19 protein-coding genes are annotated in these 14269 nt (G+C 72.6%); 1 reads left to right on the forward strand and 18 read right to left on the reverse strand.

Features of this window, described 5'->3' with window-relative positions; genetic code table 11:
• Positions 1 to 97: 97 nt before the first annotated feature.
• From ACNAVT_RS01610 to ACNAVT_RS01660, 11 genes are all read right to left on the reverse strand, one after another.
• A complete protein-coding gene (locus ACNAVT_RS01610; protein WP_416292818.1) occupies positions 98 to 661 on the reverse strand; it encodes a hypothetical protein in 564 nt (187 codons plus the stop codon).
• 123 nt (positions 662 to 784) lie between these two features.
• Positions 785 to 2149, reverse strand: a complete 1365-nt coding sequence (locus tag ACNAVT_RS01615) for a DUF58 domain-containing protein (protein WP_416292093.1) — start codon at positions 2147 to 2149, stop codon at positions 785 to 787.
• Complete coding sequence (locus ACNAVT_RS01620; RefSeq protein WP_416292095.1) at positions 2149 to 3156, reverse strand: AAA family ATPase; 1008 nt, start codon at positions 3154 to 3156, stop codon at positions 2149 to 2151. Before ACNAVT_RS01620 ends, ACNAVT_RS01615 begins: the two co-directional genes overlap by 1 nt.
• Complete coding sequence (locus ACNAVT_RS01625) at positions 3156 to 3734, reverse strand: hypothetical protein (RefSeq protein ID WP_416292097.1); 579 nt, start codon at positions 3732 to 3734, stop codon at positions 3156 to 3158. Before ACNAVT_RS01625 ends, ACNAVT_RS01620 begins: the two co-directional genes overlap by 1 nt.
• A gap of 25 nt (positions 3735 to 3759) precedes the next feature.
• The gene (locus ACNAVT_RS01630; RefSeq protein ID WP_416292099.1) at positions 3760 to 4485 is read right to left on the reverse strand and encodes a DUF4129 domain-containing protein; all 726 of its coding nucleotides are present in this window, start codon (positions 4483 to 4485) and stop codon (positions 3760 to 3762) included.
• A gap of 20 nt (positions 4486 to 4505) precedes the next feature.
• Positions 4506 to 5219: a uracil-DNA glycosylase gene (locus ACNAVT_RS01635; protein WP_416292819.1), complete on the reverse strand. Its 714-nt coding sequence runs from the start codon at positions 5217 to 5219 to the stop codon at positions 4506 to 4508.
• Between the two features lie 19 nt (positions 5220 to 5238).
• Positions 5239 to 5925, reverse strand: a complete 687-nt coding sequence (locus tag ACNAVT_RS01640; protein ID WP_416292101.1) for a dienelactone hydrolase family protein — start codon at positions 5923 to 5925, stop codon at positions 5239 to 5241.
• 112 nt (positions 5926 to 6037) lie between these two features.
• Positions 6038 to 6514, reverse strand: a complete 477-nt coding sequence (locus tag ACNAVT_RS01645) for a hypothetical protein (protein WP_416292103.1) — start codon at positions 6512 to 6514, stop codon at positions 6038 to 6040.
• 142 nt (positions 6515 to 6656) lie between these two features.
• Positions 6657 to 7676, reverse strand: a complete 1020-nt coding sequence (locus tag ACNAVT_RS01650) for an HAAS signaling domain-containing protein (protein ID WP_416292105.1) — start codon at positions 7674 to 7676, stop codon at positions 6657 to 6659.
• Entirely contained in the window at positions 7673 to 8005 is a 333-nt protein-coding gene (locus ACNAVT_RS01655) for a PadR family transcriptional regulator (protein WP_416292107.1), read from the reverse strand. Before ACNAVT_RS01655 ends, ACNAVT_RS01650 begins: the two co-directional genes overlap by 4 nt.
• A gap of 88 nt (positions 8006 to 8093) precedes the next feature.
• Entirely contained in the window at positions 8094 to 8444 is a 351-nt protein-coding gene (locus tag ACNAVT_RS01660) for a VOC family protein (RefSeq protein ID WP_416292109.1), read from the reverse strand.
• Positions 8445 to 8588: 144 nt separating this feature from the next.
• Between ACNAVT_RS01660 and ACNAVT_RS01665 the strand changes: the two genes are divergently transcribed.
• Positions 8589 to 9230: a hypothetical protein gene (locus ACNAVT_RS01665; protein WP_416292111.1), complete on the forward strand. Its 642-nt coding sequence runs from the start codon at positions 8589 to 8591 to the stop codon at positions 9228 to 9230.
• Positions 9231 to 9353: 123 nt separating this feature from the next.
• On the opposite strand, the gene ACNAVT_RS01670 is transcribed toward ACNAVT_RS01665, so the two are convergent.
• The 7 genes from ACNAVT_RS01670 to eno form a co-directional block, all read right to left on the reverse strand.
• The gene (locus ACNAVT_RS01670; RefSeq protein ID WP_416292113.1) at positions 9354 to 9731 is read right to left on the reverse strand and encodes a type II toxin-antitoxin system death-on-curing family toxin; all 378 of its coding nucleotides are present in this window, start codon (positions 9729 to 9731) and stop codon (positions 9354 to 9356) included.
• Complete coding sequence (locus tag ACNAVT_RS01675) at positions 9728 to 9931, reverse strand: ribbon-helix-helix domain-containing protein (RefSeq protein WP_126711885.1); 204 nt, start codon at positions 9929 to 9931, stop codon at positions 9728 to 9730. Before ACNAVT_RS01675 ends, ACNAVT_RS01670 begins: the two co-directional genes overlap by 4 nt.
• 35 nt (positions 9932 to 9966) lie before the next feature.
• A complete protein-coding gene (locus tag ACNAVT_RS01680; RefSeq protein ID WP_416292821.1) occupies positions 9967 to 10908 on the reverse strand; it encodes an exopolyphosphatase in 942 nt (313 codons plus the stop codon).
• Positions 10909 to 11039: 131 nt separating this feature from the next.
• Entirely contained in the window at positions 11040 to 11561 is a 522-nt protein-coding gene (locus ACNAVT_RS01685) for an amino-acid N-acetyltransferase (protein WP_416292115.1), read from the reverse strand.
• A 1-nt stretch (position 11562) separates the two neighbouring features.
• Positions 11563 to 12120: a DUF501 domain-containing protein gene (locus ACNAVT_RS01690; RefSeq protein WP_416292117.1), complete on the reverse strand. Its 558-nt coding sequence runs from the start codon at positions 12118 to 12120 to the stop codon at positions 11563 to 11565.
• Between the two features lie 98 nt (positions 12121 to 12218).
• Positions 12219 to 12836, reverse strand: a complete 618-nt coding sequence (locus ACNAVT_RS01695) for an FtsB family cell division protein (RefSeq protein ID WP_416292119.1) — start codon at positions 12834 to 12836, stop codon at positions 12219 to 12221.
• Between the two features lie 29 nt (positions 12837 to 12865).
• On the reverse strand, positions 12866 to 14149 hold the full coding sequence (gene eno, locus ACNAVT_RS01700; RefSeq protein WP_416292121.1) for a phosphopyruvate hydratase: 1284 nt from the start codon (positions 14147 to 14149) through the stop codon (positions 12866 to 12868).
• Positions 14150 to 14269: the final 120 nt, after the last annotated feature.

Genomic DNA, 14269 nt, shown 5'->3' on the forward strand with positions numbered 1-14269 from the left:
TATCTTTCCCCGGGGGGCTCAGCTAATCCCGGTCGAGACCCCCTTCTGTGACCGAGCACAACCCCTGTGACCTGCGCAACGTCCCGGTGCGTTCCCGCTATCTGCGACGCAGAAGCGAGCCGAGCAACGCGCTGAGCCCCACCGCGACCAGCAGGCCAGCCACGGTCGCCACCTGGGAACCACGGTCCCCACCTACCCCACCGAGCCAGGCCAGCACGGTGCCGAGCACCGCGCTGGCCAGCACCACTCCGCCGGCCCGGGTCAACCACCGGAGCACCACGTCCGGGTCGACCACCGCGTCGAGCGGCAGCAGCGCGGCCAGCGCGCAGAGCGTGTGCGCCAGATAGAGCAGGGTTGCCACGGCGAGCAGCCGCCACAGCTCCGACGGTCGGTCGAAGCCCAGCGTGGCGACCAGCCAGCCACCGACCGTGACCAGCGCCGCGAAGGTCGCCCAGAGCCGGCGCGGCCCGACCGCCGGAAGGACCGCCACCACCACCAGGGCCAGCAGGCCCCGCGGCACCAGGGCCTCCTGGGGGTACGCGACCAGGAGACCGACCAGCACGGTGAGGAAGATGCCGGCACGGACCAGCAGCGGCGTGGGGCTGAGCCGGTTGACCGCGTACCGCAGGGCGCGCATCCGCTCGTTCAGCGCCTCGACCATGTCGTTCACCGGTGCCCGCCTTCGTTCGCGACTGCGGGACTCCGCTCCGCTGCATTCCTCGCGCTCACCGGTGCCCGCCTTCGTTCGCGACTGCGGGACTCCGCTCCGCTGCATTCCTCGCGCTCACCGCACGCCACCTCTCGGGGCGGTGGCCAGGCGGGCCACGTCCCGCAGCACCTGGTCGAGACTGCCGGCGCCGGCCCAGCGCACCACCGGCACGCCGTGCTCGCGGAGCTGCCTGATCATCGTGTCCCGATCCAGCCGCCACAGCCGGTACGCCACCTCGGCCCAGCCCCGGTCCCTGAGCATCGGCAGGTCGGCCGGCAGGGTGTCCACCGCCACCACGAACCGCCCGCCCCTCGTCATCCGGGCCAGCATCTGGGCGGAACGCTCGTCCAGCAGTGGGGTGAGCACCACCACCAGCGCGTCCGAGGAGAGCAGCTGGGGGCCGAAAACCTGGTCGTACGGCTCGTGCGGGGAGTGCTCGGCCTTGACGTCGAGCAACCACTCCAGCACGGTCAGGTACTGCCGGCGCCCGGTGGCCGGGCGGAGCCGGCGGGCGGCCGGGCCGTACTCCTGCAACGCCACCCGGTCGCCGCGGTGCAGGTAGTGTTCGGCGATCGCGGCGGCGGCCCGGACCGTGGTGTCCAGCACGGAGGCCGGACCGCGTACGCCGCCGGAGCGGCCCGCCTCCGCCAGCACGTCGAGCAGCACGACCACCTCGGCGTCCCGGTCGGAGAGGGTGGCCGCCACGTGCAGCTGCCGGGCCCGCAGCGACACCCGCCAGTCGATCCGGCGCAGCCGGTCCCCGGGCGCGAAGACCCGTACGCCGGCCAGTTCGCCGCCCTCGCCCGGCCGGCGGGAGTGGTGCGCGCCGACCAGCCCGGCGGCCCGGGGCATCGCCTCGACCGCCTCGAACGGCTCGGTCATCGGATAGACCCGCGCCCGGACCGACTCGGTGACCACGGCCCGGGAGACCAGCAACCCGTCGGCGACGGCGACCCGGGTGCCGGCCGGACCGATCGGGTGCCGGCCCCACCGCAGCGCCGTCCCGGTCAGCTCCACGTCGACCGCGGTGCCGTGCGGTACCGAGGTGACGAAGGGCCGGTCGGCACCACCGGACCGGCTCACGTCCACCCCGGCCCCACCGAACCCGACCTTCTCCACCCGCAGCCAGCGCGACATCCGGGTCCGGACCACCGCGAGGTCGTACGACACGATGTCCGGGTTGGCGACGGCCACCGCAACAGCCATCGGCGAACCCTCGACCAGGTGCGCGTCCCCGGTGCCGATCTCCAACTCGGGCAGCGCGGCGGGCCGGCGACGCAGCCCGAACGCGGTGCCCAGTGCGAACGGCGTGGCCAGCACGACCAGGTCGATCCGGCCGAGCAGCACGGCCGCGATCAACAGCAGCCCGGTGAGCAGCACGGCCCGGCCGAGCGCCCCGGTGGGTGCCCAGCCGCTCGCCGGCTCGTGACGGTCGGCCATCAGCGCCCGGCGTGCCCGGCCGCGTAGCTGGGCAGCGCGCCGCTGGCCGGGGCGGGCGTGGATTCCAGTACCTCACCGACGACGAAGGACGGATCGACCCGGCGCAGCCACATCTCCGGACGCAGGGTGATCCGGTGGGCCAGCGCCGGCACCGCCACCGCCTTGACGTCCTCCGGCACCACGTAGTCGCGGTTGGCGAGCACCGCCCGGACCCGGGACAGCAGCAGCAGCGCCAGCGAGCCGCGCGGCGAGGCGCCGACCAACGCGGACGGGTGCTCCCGGGTGGCCGCGGTCAACGCCACGATGTACCGGCCGATCGAGTCCTCGACGACCACGTCCTCCAGCGCGGCCTGCATGGCGCGCAGCGTGCCGGCGTCGACCACCGGAGTGATCTCGGCCTCCTCGCGGCGGCGGGCGATCCGCCGGCGCAGCACGTCCCACTCCTCCTCGTGGTTCGGGTAGCCGAACGACACCCGGAGCAGGAACCGGTCGAGCTGCGCCTCGGGCAGCGGATACGTGCCCTCGTACTCGATCGGGTTGGCGGTGGCGAGCACGTGGAACGGCTCGTCCAGCCGGTACGTCACGCCCTCGACGGAGACCTGCTTCTCCTGCATCGCCTCCAGCAGCGCCGACTGGGTCTTCGGCGGGGTCCGGTTGATCTCGTCGGCGAGCAGTAGGTTGGTGAACACCGGCCCGGCGCGGAACGAGAAGTCGCCGCTGCGCTGGTCGTACAGGAAGGAGCCGGTGACGTCGGCCGGCAGCAGGTCCGGAGTGAACTGGAGGCGACGGAAGTCCAGCCCGAGGGCCTGCGCGAACGAGCGCGCGGTCAGCGTCTTGCCCAGGCCGGGCAGGTCCTCCAGCAGTACGTGGCCGCCGGCCAGGATGCCGGACAGGACCAGCTCCAGAGCATCCCGCTTGCCGACCACGACCGTGCCGACCGCGTCCAGCACCGCCTGGGCCAGCCGGCCCACCTCGGCGGGGGGCATGCTCCGGTCCACGTCGTTCATCACAGCTTCTCCAGTTCGGCGACGATCACCGCAAGGTCGCGCGGCGACGGGGTGCGGCGGGGTGGGGTCTCCAGGAACGTCCAGACCCGCTCCCCCAGCAGGGCGCGGGCGCGAACGGGATCCGACTCTCGGGTCACGCCGTGCTTGAGGCGCAGCCGCTCGTCGGTCAGTTCGCCGAGACGGGGCAGGATCACGCTGGCGAACCGTTCCGGTCGGGTGTTGGACCAGTCCAGCGGCCACGCCCAGCCGTTCACCGCGGCGCGCAGCGCGTCCCGGGCGGCCCAGTTCCAGGTGTCCGGCTCCTCACCGGCAGGGGCACGTCCACCGGCCCGGGGCGGCGGCGGGGGCGACAACGCGGCGGTGACCCGGCGTACGGCGACCACGGCGAGCGCGCCCGCCACGATGATCCAGAGCGAGATCTGGAAGCCGGCCGCGCGCAGGCCGACCACGACCACCACAACGATCGCCGCGATGACCGCGAGCGTACGCAGCACCCAGCGTGCGCGTCCGCCCCGCGAGCCGGACGGCCTCTCGGCCGGCTCCTCGAACGACAGCAGGTCGTCGATGCTGGTGCTCATGGCACCACCACACCGATTCGCGCGGTCATGAGTCAACCTTGCTGGTCAGCTCCCCGCGCAGCCGGCGCAGCGCGGCCCGGGCCTGGTCGCGCATCCGCTCGTCGACGGTGTGGGTGGCGTACCGGGCCTCGCGGTAGACGTGCGCGAAGCCGTCCAGCACGTCGGCGCTGACGATCGCCGGGACGCCGGCCGCCGGGTCGCCGCGCAGCAGCCGGCTGACCAGATCGGTGGGGGTGTCCCCGGGGAGCCGGGGCACACCGGCCTCCTCGGCGGCCTCCTCCAGCCGGACCCAGCAGGCGATCACCGCGGTCCGCGGGTCGGTGGACCGGTCGTCCAGGTCCACCAGGCCGGCGTCCAGTGCGGCCACCACCTCCCGCGCGGTGCCCTCGGCGGTACGCCGAGCCCGCTGTGTCGGGATGGCCCGGGTGGTCCGCCGCAACGCTCCGCTGACCACCGTCCAGAGGACGTACCCGATGGCAGTCAGAACGGCCAGGCCGAGCACGACCAACGCGGCGGTCAGGATCCACGGGGGAATCTCGGTGGAGGACGGCTCCCCCATTTCCCCGGGATCGGCCATGGGTGAGGGATCCGGCTCGGCGGAAGGGTATTCCTCGACGTACGGGATGGTGTCCACCGCGGACGGGATCCGGCTGGCCCCGACCGCGGAGTGCCCGGCCGCGAGCGCGGCGACGGCCAGCAGCAGGGTCACCGCCGCGACCGGCCACCACCTGCGCAGTATGCCGAGGTCCATCCCACCGCCCTACGCAGTCGTCAGTCCACCCCGGCCAGCCGCTTCGCCCGGGCGAACACGTCGTCCAACATCGCTGGTGTCAGCCGCCCGGTGAAGGTGTTCTGCTGGCTTACGTGATAGCAGCCGAGCAGAGCCGGTGCGGACGTGCGGGACCAGTGTGCCCCATGGCCGAAGGTCGGTCGCGGCGTGGGCGGGCGCTGGCCGTACACGTCCCGCAGGATCGGCCACCACGCGGCCCAGGCGAAGGCGCCCAGCGCGACCACGACCCGCAGGGTGGGCCGGATCAATGCCACCTCGCGGTGCACCCAGGGGGCGCAGGTGTCCCGCTCGATCGGGGTGGGCTTGTTGTCCGGCGGCGCGCAACGCACAGCGGAGAAGATCCGGGTGTCGGGCAGGGTGAGCCCGTCGTCGACGGCGACGCTGGTCGGCTGGTTGGCCAGCCCGGCACGGTGCAGCGCTGCGAAGAGCACGTCGCCGGAGCGGTCGCCGGTGAAGATCCGGCCGGTGCGGTTGCCGCCGTGCGCGGCCGGCGCCAGACCGAGGATGGCGATCCGCGCGTCGGGCGCGCCGAACCCGGGCACCGGTCGCCCCCAGTATTCCTGGTCACGGAAGGCCGCCCGCTTCGTCCGGGCGACCTCCTCCCGCCAGGAGACCAGGCGCGGGCAGGCGAAGCAGTCGCTCACCGCGCCGTCGAGGTCGGCCAGGTCGGTCGCCCGCGCGGCGCGGGCGACCACCTCCTCGGGGGTACGCGGCTCAGCCAAGCTTGGCCCGGAAGAGTTCCAGGGTGCGGGCCCAGGCGGTGGCGGCGGCCCGCTGGTCGAAGTGCTCCGGCCGGTCCTCGTTGAAGAACGCGTGCGCGGTGCCCGGGTAGTCGTACGTCTGGCAGGCGCCCCCGCTGGCCTCGATGGCCCGACGTACGCTCTGCACCCCGTCGGCGGCGGAGGTGCCGTCCGCCTCTGAGCAGTGAATGAGCGCCTCCTTGCCCGCGTAGTCGGCCCAGTCCGTGCGCATCCCCTCCCACGGCAGGCGGGGGTAGAAGCCGGCGGTGGCGACGATCCGGTCGGAGAACGTCCCCGACCAGAGGGCCAGGCTCGCGCCGGCGCAGAACCCGGCGCACCCCACCTTGCCGGCGACCTCCGGCCGGCCGGACAGGTACTCCGCCGCGGCGGCGATGTCCGTCGCCGCCTCGTCCATCTGGGTGCTGTTCAGCATCTGCCGGGGCTCACTCGGCCGGCTCGCCGGGCCGCCATGCCGGAAGTCCGGCGCCAGGGCGACGAAGCCGGCCTCCGCGAAGCGGTCCACCACCGCCCGGACGTGGGGCACCAGACCCCACCAGTCCTGGATGACGATGACCGCCGGGCTGGCCGCACCGCCGGAGGGTATCGCGAGATACCCCTCGCTCGTCCCCCCGTTGCCGGTGAAGCTCACCATCTCGCCCATTGACCCGTCCTCCTAGCGGTCAGTCATCGTTGGCTGGTCGCCCAGTGGGTGTTACGTGCGGGTAGCGTGCCACGCCGTCACCGGCCCGGGGAAGACGCGCGGACAGTGGCATTCACCTCCCGTTCGCTCCTCGGACAAGACAGAGGACGTACCCGTCGCCGTCGCCGACGCGGTAGAGGAGGTATCCGTCGTCGCCGGGGCGGAAATACGGCTCGCACGCGCTCGCCGAGCGATTCCGCGCCGCCGACGCGTCCTGTACCCGGCCGACCACTGAGTACGCGGCCTCGGCGGAGCCGCACCCGACCACCCGGGCGTCATCGGCCGGCTTCGCCTCCATGCCGGCGATCATGGGCAGCTCGGCGACGCAGTCACCGGCCTTCGCCTCGGCGGTGCCGTCGCCGCCGCCGAACGCGTCGCGCAGCTCCCCGCCCGGCCCGATCCGGATCAGCAGCCCCACCAGCAGGGCTGCCGCCACGCCGAGCAGGAGCACGACCACCCCGAGCACGGCGCCGAGGCGGGACGATGGGGCGGTTGCGCTGACGGCGCCGGTTTCCGGCCATACGGGCGCGAGGGCGGCCTGCTCTGACACTGCGGTCCTTTCGTGGGAATCGATGGGCAGACGACACCGTAGCGGCAGTGAATTCGGCCGCGTCGACGTCCCCCGGGCGATCAGTCCACGATGGACACACCGAGGGGTGCCCGTCGGCCGACGGGCACCCCTCGGGACATTCTCAGCGGGTCGGTTCCGGGACCGGCGGCGTCGGCTCCGGCGTACCAGCCGTCGGGATCGGCGACCCACCCGGCGCGGCCGGCGCGGTCCCGGTCGGCACGCTGCCCGGCGTGGCCGGTGCGGTCCCGGTCGGGGTCGCGGTGGGTGACGCGCTTGTGGGCGGCGCCGGGACCGGCGCTGCGAAGGGGGCCTGCTCCGGGCAGTACGGGTAGACGTTGCGCGGCGGGCCCGCCGCGCGGTCGGGGCCGACGCAGGTGGGGTAGCCGAGCCGGATCGGCACGCCGTTCTGGTCGAAGAGCCGGGCGTTGGGCACCAGGCGCCCCTGCTCGTCGTAGACGAAGACGTCCTCGACCGAGTCGTACGGGCTGCCCACCGAGACCTCGTGATAAGAGGCGAACTCGTCCGAGCTGGCGTGCTGGTCCACGTTGACCAGCATGGCGAGGGAGAAGAGCAGCAGGGCGGCCGTGCCGAACCGCAGCAGACGGCGCGGCCAGCCCCGGAAGCCGGCCGAGCGGTGGCCCAGCCAGACCGAGGCGAGGACCGTGCCGGCGAGCAGGAACAGACCGGCCAGCACGCTGCCGCTGAGTCGGGGGAGCAGCCCCGACGGCTCACCGAGCACGGCGGAGACCAGCAACGCCACCAGCCAGCCGCGGACCAGCCACCACGCCGGGCGCAGCGGGCGGAGGAACTCGCTCGCCGTGCCGTACCCGAGGAGCGGGCCGAGGCGGTTGTCGACGCGGCGCAGCCGGACGGCGAGGCGGGCCCGGACGGCGGCGAGCCGGTTGTCGAGGGACGACCGGTCGACGCGGCCGTCCGCCCCGGCCGCGGCCCGCAGTTCGGCGGCGTACGCCTCCGGCTCGCCCAGCCGGTCGACCAGCGCGCCGTCGGTCTCGGCCGCCACCTCGGCCAGATGCTCCGGCAGCTCCTCGGTCAACTCGTCGCGAACGTCGGGCGGCAGGTCGGCCAGGGCGGCTCGCACCCGGTCGACGTAGTCCGTGATCTCCTGCTCCGTGACGGTCATGCCGCCATCCCCCGATCGTCGAGCAGCGCGTCCATGGTGGTCGCGAACGAGCGCCAGGTCTTGCCGGAGCGGGCGAGCTGGTCCCGGCCGGCGGCGTTGAGCGCGTAGTACTTGCGGTGCGGTCCGGACTCGCTCGGCACCACGTACGTGGTCAGCAGGCCGGCGGCGAAGAGCCGGCGCAGGGTGCCGTAGACCGAGGCGTCGCCGACCTCCTCCAGCCCCGCCTCACGCAGCCGGCGGAGGATGTCGTAACCGTAGCCGTCCTCGTCCTTGAGCACGGCGAGAACCGCCAGGTCGAGCACGCCCTTCAGGAGCTGCGTCGTATCCACACTTCGCACAGTACTGTGGATTGCGGAATACCGTCAAGAAAACGGTAGCCTCGCCACCTGAAGCGCCTGACCGCCGCCATGCCGGGCGCTACTCGTCGTGCTGGGTCACGTTGATGATCGCGCCGTTCGGGTCCCGCACGAAGAATCGACGCAGCCCCCACGGCTCGTCGGTGAGCGGATAGACGACCTCGGCACCGGCCGCGACGCATCGGAGGTGCACGTCGTCAACGTCGTCCACCTCGATCGAGACGTCGGGGTGGACGCCCGCCTTGACGTCCAGCTTCATGGCCGAGAGCTGGACCTCCCGGGTCGGTCCACGGAAGAAGAGGATCCAGTCGAGGCCGTCGCCGCCGTCGAGGCCGATCAGCTCCCGATAGAAGCGGCGGCTGCCGTCGAAGTCGTCGGAGCGGATGTTCGGCATGATGCGTTTGACGGTCATTCGGTGAGCCTAGGCGGCGCTGCGTCACGCGCGGAGTCCGCAACGTGACGATCCGCCGGCCGCAGGCGGATCCGTTCTTTGCCGGCGATTAAGTTTCGCTTATGAAGCCTGCTGATCCACCAAAGAGATCGGTAGGTTGCCCGAATGCGACACATCGGAACCGTGATCGCCGCGGCCATCGTGGGTCCGCTGGCCTGGATCCTCCTGGCCCTCGGCCAGACCCGGTCGGCGCAGGCGTTCGCAGATGTACCAGACGGCGGCACGGTGGATGGCGGTGATCTCGTTCGGCCCGCGCTGGTGCTGGCCGCTGCGGGGATCCTGCTCGGGCTCCTCGCCACGCTCCGGTTCTCCCCGCTGGGCGCGACGCTGACCGGGCTGGCCTACGCGGGCAGCTACCTGGGCCTGCTGGTCAGCCCGGCCTCGCTGATGCGACTGCTCGACCACAAACCAACCTTGGGCGGCTACCAGGTCGATCTGGCGGCCCCCCTCCGCAGCGGGACGGCGCTGTTGGTGGGCGCGCTGTTGCTCGTCGGGGTCGTGAGCATCCAGCGGTGGCAGCGGTGGCCTCAGCCCGAAACCGACGCGGCGCTGCTACCGGACGAGATCCTCCCGTCCACAACGCAGGGGGACCGCCCACTGGGCGTGGACGGCCTCGGCCTGAACACCCCGGGCAGGAAGCCCGAGCCGGAGCTGGTTCGGACCGGCGGTTCGGACGGGTCCGGCGCTTCGGACTGGGCCGGCTCGCTGTCGGGCCGTTCCGGGCGCTCGTCGGACTGGCCCCGTTAGCCCCGTCGCTGTCGCAGTGAGCCGTTGGCGGCTCACTGCGACGACAGGGGGCACTCAGTCACCGCCCACCGCGAGGCTCCAGGCGATGCCGTGCGGCAGCTGCGACAGAAATTGTGCGATGGATCAGACATAGAGCTTGTGCAGCTCGCGGGCGATGTCAGAGACCTCCGTCAGGGTGCCGCTCGCCACCGACATCACGAGAGCTTCGGCCTGATCAACGTCGACATCCCGGATCGGCACCTCGTTGAGGGCCAAAAACACCCGCGCCGCCGCCCAGGCGAGACGCTTGTTCCCATCGATCAGGGCGTGGTTCAGGCAGACCGAGTGCAGCAGCGCGGCGGCCTTGCTCCAGAGATCGGTGTAAGCCTCCTGGCCGAACGCCACGGTGGCCGGGCGGACCACCGCCGACGAGAGCAGACCGACATCACGGACCTGGGGCGTCTCCCCCAACACGATCGAGGCGATCTCCACGAGGTCGTCGACCTCGAGATAATTGATCACTCCGCCAACCGGCGCAGCAGTTCGGCGTCACGCCCGGCAACCTCCCGCGCAAGATCCCGCACACGGGCACGGTGACTGCGGGCCGAGACATACTCCTCGACCGCCACAACGATGGTGGCGTTCATCGACCGGTGCTCCTGCTCGGCGAGCTGCTTGAGCCGCTCATGCAGTCCATCAGGCAGATTGACCGTGGTAACCATATGGGAATCATACCGCCCGTACGAGGGGAAACCACCTATCCCGAGGCTCCTGCGAGGCTCCAGGCGATGCCGTCGAGGATGTCGTGCTCGGAGGCGACCACCGAGGGCATCCCGGCGCGCTCCATGATCACCCTGAGCACCAGGGCGCCCGCGCCGATCACGTCGGCGCGGCCGGGGTGCATCACCGGGATGGCCAGCCGCTGTTCGCTGGTCTTCGCCAGCAGGTCGGCCGTGACCTCGGCGACCTGGTCGTACGACACCCGGGCGTGGTGGATGCGCTCCGGGTCGTACTCCTGAAGGCCCTGGGCGATGGCGACCACGGTGGTGACCGAACCGGCGAGCCCGACCAGCGTGGCGGCCTCGCGTCCCGACACGACCGCCAGGGCGCGGTCCACCGCCACCGCGATGTCGGCCTGCGCCGCCGCGATCTCGTCGAGGCTCGGCGGGTTGCCGTGCAGGTGCCGCTCGGTCATCCGGACGCAGCCGATGTCCATCGAGACGGCCGCCTCGACCCCACCCTCGCGGGTGCCGACCACGAACTCGGTCGACCCGCCCCCGATGTCGACCACCAGGTACGGCGGCTCGGCGTCGGCGGGGAGTCCACGCACCGCACCGGTGAACGAGAGCCGGGCCTCCTCGTCGCCGGTGACCACCTCGGGCGCGACGCCGAGGGTCTGCTCCACCATGGCGCGGAAGTCTTCGGCGTTGGCGGCGTCCCGGGTCGCCGAGGTGGCGCACATCCGCACCCGCTCGGCGCCGAGCTTCTCGATCTCGGCCGCGTAGCCGGCGAGCGCCACCCGGGTGCGTTCGATCGCCTCCGGGGCGAGCCGGCCGGTCCGGTCGACGCCCTGGCCCAGCCGGACGATCTCCATCCGGCGGCTCAGGTCCACCAGCGGCGCCTGCGGGCCGGCGGACGGGTCGGGCAGGTCGGCGACCAGCAGTCGGATCGAGTTGGTCCCGCAGTCGATGGCGGCCACGCGCGTCGTCACGGCAGCAACCCTACGGCAGCGCGGTCGACGGAGCCCGACGGTCGGCCGGCGGGGGTCTCGGCGGGCGGACCGCACGGCAAGGTGCTCGGCGGCGAGGAACAACCGGCGAGCCGAGCCGGTCAGGCAGCCGTCAGGCGCAGCAGCATGCGGGTGTTGCCGAGGGTGTTCGGCTTGACCCGTTCCAGGTCGAGGAACTCGGCCACGCCCTCGTCGTACGAGCGGAGCAGTTGCTCGTAGACCGGCTGCGGCACCGGCGCGCCGTCGATCTCGCGGAAGCCGAACGAGCCGAAGAACCGGGTCTCGAAGGTCAGTACGAAGATCCGGGCCACGCCCAACTCGCGGGCCGCGTCGATCAGCCCGCCGACGATCCGGTGCCCGATCTTGTGCCCTCGGCAGGCCGGGTCGACGGCCACCGTACGGATCTCGGCCAGGTCCTCCCACATGACGTGCAGCGCGCCGCAGCCGACCACCGTGCCGCCCGGTGTCACCGCCACCCGGAACTCCTGCACGTCCTCGTAGAGCGTGACGGTCGCCTTGCTGAGCAGCCGCCGGTCGTGGGTGTAGGTGTCGACCAGCCGACGGATGCCGCGCACGTCCGAGGTGCGGGCCCGGCGGACCACGATCTCGTCGACGGCGGTCACGTCATTCCGCCGCGGTGACGTCCACGCACGGGCCGGCCGCCCACCACTTCTCCACCAGCGCCAGTGTCTCGTCGCCGAACGGGTTGACCCCCGGCCCGGCAGCGAGCGCGTGCCCGAGGTGGACGTGCAGGCACTTCACCCGCCCGGGCATGCCGCCGGCCGAGATGCCCGCGATCTCGGGAACCTCGCCGATCGCCTCCCGGCGGGCCAGGTAGTCCTCGTGCGCGGCCCGGTAGCGGGCGGCCAGGTCGGGGTCGGCCGCCAGCCGCTCGGCCATCTCCTTCATCAGCCCGGCCGACTCCAGCCGGCTGCACGCCGCCGTCGCGCGCGGGCAGGTCAGGTAGAACAGCGTCGGAAAGGGCGTGCCGTCGGCCAGCCGGGGCGTCGTCTCCACCACGTCGGGCAGGCCGCACGGGCAGCGGTGGGCCACCGCCCGGGTGCCGCGGGGCGGGCGTCCGAGCTGCGCGGCCACCGCGGCCAGGTCGGCCTCGGTGGCCGGTTGCCGCTCCGGCGGGGTTACGGAGTCCGCCGCCGGGTCCTGCGGTGGTACGACGCTCACGGTGTCGCCTTTCGTTCGCGACTGCGGGGCTCGCAGACCCGGCTCACTCCTCGCGCTCACGGTGTCGCCTGTCGCTCGTCGGGGTGCTGGGCTGATGCTCACTTGTCGGGGCGCTCGGCGTTGGCCGCCTGCACGCTCGACCACAGGGTGCCGTACCAGGGATCGGGTGGCTTCGGCGGCCCCGACCGCGCGCCCTTGCCGGCGTCCTTCGCGGCCCCGGCCGGGTCGGAGAGCACCACCAGCAGGGTCTCCCCCCGCCGGGTCATGAAGAAGCGCTCCCGGGCCTGGGTCTCGATGTACGCCGGGTCCTGCCACTTGGCCGCCTCGGCGGAGAGGTCCTCGATCAGCTTGCGCTGGTCGGCCTGGGACGCCTCCATCCGCGCGATGTCCGCCTGCTGGTCCAGGTAGACCCGGACCGGGTAGGTGTAGGCCAGGGCGAGCGCGATCAGCACCGCGAAGAGCACGGTGGCGCGCCCGGTGAAGCGCCGGGGTTGGGGTGCGGTGAGCCGCTTGACCGTGCCGCCGGCCGCCGTACGCCGAGCCGCCGCGGGGCGGCTCGCGGAGCGTACGCCGTCGGTGCCGCGGGCACCGCCGGGCGACCGGCCGGCGGCGCGCGGCTCGGCGCGGACGCCGCCGTCGCGGGCCGACGACCGGACCCGGGCCCCACCCGGCCGGCGGGCGGGTCGTTGACCACCCGGTGTGCGGCGCTGCTGCATCGTCACACCCCTCCCCCGGAGCTCTCGGCTCAGGCCGAACGGTAGCGCGGGAACGCGCCGGCACCGGCGTACCGCGCCGCGTCGGCCAGCTCCTCCTCGATCCGCAGGAGCTGGTTGTACTTGGCGACCCGGTCGGAGCGGGCCGGGGCGCCGGTCTTGATCTGGCCACAGCCGAGGGCGACCGCCAGGTCGGCGATGGTGGTGTCCTCGGTCTCGCCGGAGCGGTGGCTCATCATGCACTTGAAGCCGGCCCGGTGGGCCAGGTCCACCGCGTCCAGCGTCTCGGTGAGCGAGCCGATCTGGTTGACCTTCACCAGCACCGCGTTGGCGGCCTTCTCGGCGATGCCCCGGGCGATGCGCTGCGGGTTGGTGACGAACAGGTCGTCGCCGACGATCTGGATCCGGTCGCCGAGGGCCGCGGTCAGCGTGGCCCAGCCGCTCCAGTCGTCCTCCGACAGCGGGTCCTCGATGGAGACGATCGGGTAGTCGCCGACGAGCTTGGTGTAGTAGTTGCTCATCTCCTCGGCGGTCTTCGCGTTGCCCTCGAAGGTGTACGCGCCGTTGTCGAAGAACTCGGTGGCGGCCACGTCGAGGGCGAAGACGATGTCGGTACCGAGCCGGTAACCGGCCTTCTCCACCGCCTCGGCGATCAGGTCCAGCGCGGCGGCGTTCGTCGGCAGGTTCGGGGCGAAGCCCCCCTCGTCGCCGAGACCGGTCGACAGGTCCTTCTTCTTCAGCACCGACTTCAGCGCGTGGTAGACCTCGGCACCGGAGCGCAGCGCGTCGCGGAAGGTGGGCGCGCCGATCGGCGCGATCATGAACTCCTGGATGTCGACGTTCGAGTCGGCGTGCGCGCCGCCGTTGAGGATGTTCATCATCGGCACCGGCAGCAGGTGTGCGTTCGGGCCGCCCAGGTAGCGGAAGAGGCTCAGCTCGGCGCTGCCGGCGGCGGCCTTCGCCACCGCCAGGGAGACGCCGAGGATCGCGTTGGCGCCCAGCTCGGCCTTGTTGTCGGTGCCGTCGAGGTCGAGCATCTTCTGATCGATCAGCCGCTGCTCGCTGGCCTCATAGCCGATGATCTCGTCGACGATCTTGTCCTCGATGTTGGCGACCGCCTTCTCGACACCCTTGCCCTGGTAGCGGTCCTTGTCACCGTCGCGCAGCTCGATCGCCTCGAACGCGCCGGTGGAGGCGCCGGACGGCACCGCGGCGCGGGCGATCGTGCCGTCGTCGAGCCCGACCTCGACCTCGACCGTCGGGTTGCCCCGCGAGTCCAGGATCTCCCGGGCGACGATTCCCTCGATGGTTGCCACTGAGTCGCTCCTCGTTTGTGTGTTCCGGTCCGGTATGGGCCGCGACGGTGCGGCTGAGGCAGGTGTTGAACGCAGCGTATCGGGCGGCGGCGGGCCGCACGCCTCCACCCGGCGCCCCAC

It is taken from the genome of Micromonospora sp. SL4-19 (assembly GCF_047921475.1).
Lineage (GTDB): Bacteria > Actinomycetota > Actinomycetes > Mycobacteriales > Micromonosporaceae > Micromonospora.

Bases quoted from the DNA above. Each gene is read 5' to 3' on its own strand.
- ACNAVT_RS01610 (WP_416292818.1), bottom strand. From the start codon at position 661: ATGGTCGAGGCGCTGAACGAGCGGATGCGCGCCCTGCGGTACGCGGTC.
- ACNAVT_RS01615 (WP_416292093.1), bottom strand. From the start codon at position 2,149: ATGGCCGACCGTCACGAGCCGGCGAGCGGCTGGGCACCCACCGGGGCG.
- ACNAVT_RS01695 (WP_416292119.1), bottom strand. From the start codon at position 12,836: ATGCAGCAGCGCCGCACACCGGGTGGTCAACGACCCGCCCGCCGGCCG.
- ACNAVT_RS01620 (WP_416292095.1), bottom strand. From the start codon at position 3,156: ATGAACGACGTGGACCGGAGCATGCCCCCCGCCGAGGTGGGCCGGCTG.
- ACNAVT_RS01625 (WP_416292097.1), bottom strand. From the start codon at position 3,734: ATGAGCACCAGCATCGACGACCTGCTGTCGTTCGAGGAGCCGGCCGAG.
- ACNAVT_RS01665 (WP_416292111.1), top strand. From the start codon at position 8,589: ATGCGACACATCGGAACCGTGATCGCCGCGGCCATCGTGGGTCCGCTG.
- ACNAVT_RS01660 (WP_416292109.1), bottom strand. From the start codon at position 8,444: ATGACCGTCAAACGCATCATGCCGAACATCCGCTCCGACGACTTCGAC.
- ACNAVT_RS01630 (WP_416292099.1), bottom strand. From the start codon at position 4,485: ATGGACCTCGGCATACTGCGCAGGTGGTGGCCGGTCGCGGCGGTGACC.
- ACNAVT_RS01640 (WP_416292101.1), bottom strand. From the start codon at position 5,925: ATGGGCGAGATGGTGAGCTTCACCGGCAACGGGGGGACGAGCGAGGGG.
- ACNAVT_RS01675 (WP_126711885.1), bottom strand. From the start codon at position 9,931: ATGGTTACCACGGTCAATCTGCCTGATGGACTGCATGAGCGGCTCAAG.
- ACNAVT_RS01650 (WP_416292105.1), bottom strand. From the start codon at position 7,676: ATGACCGTCACGGAGCAGGAGATCACGGACTACGTCGACCGGGTGCGA.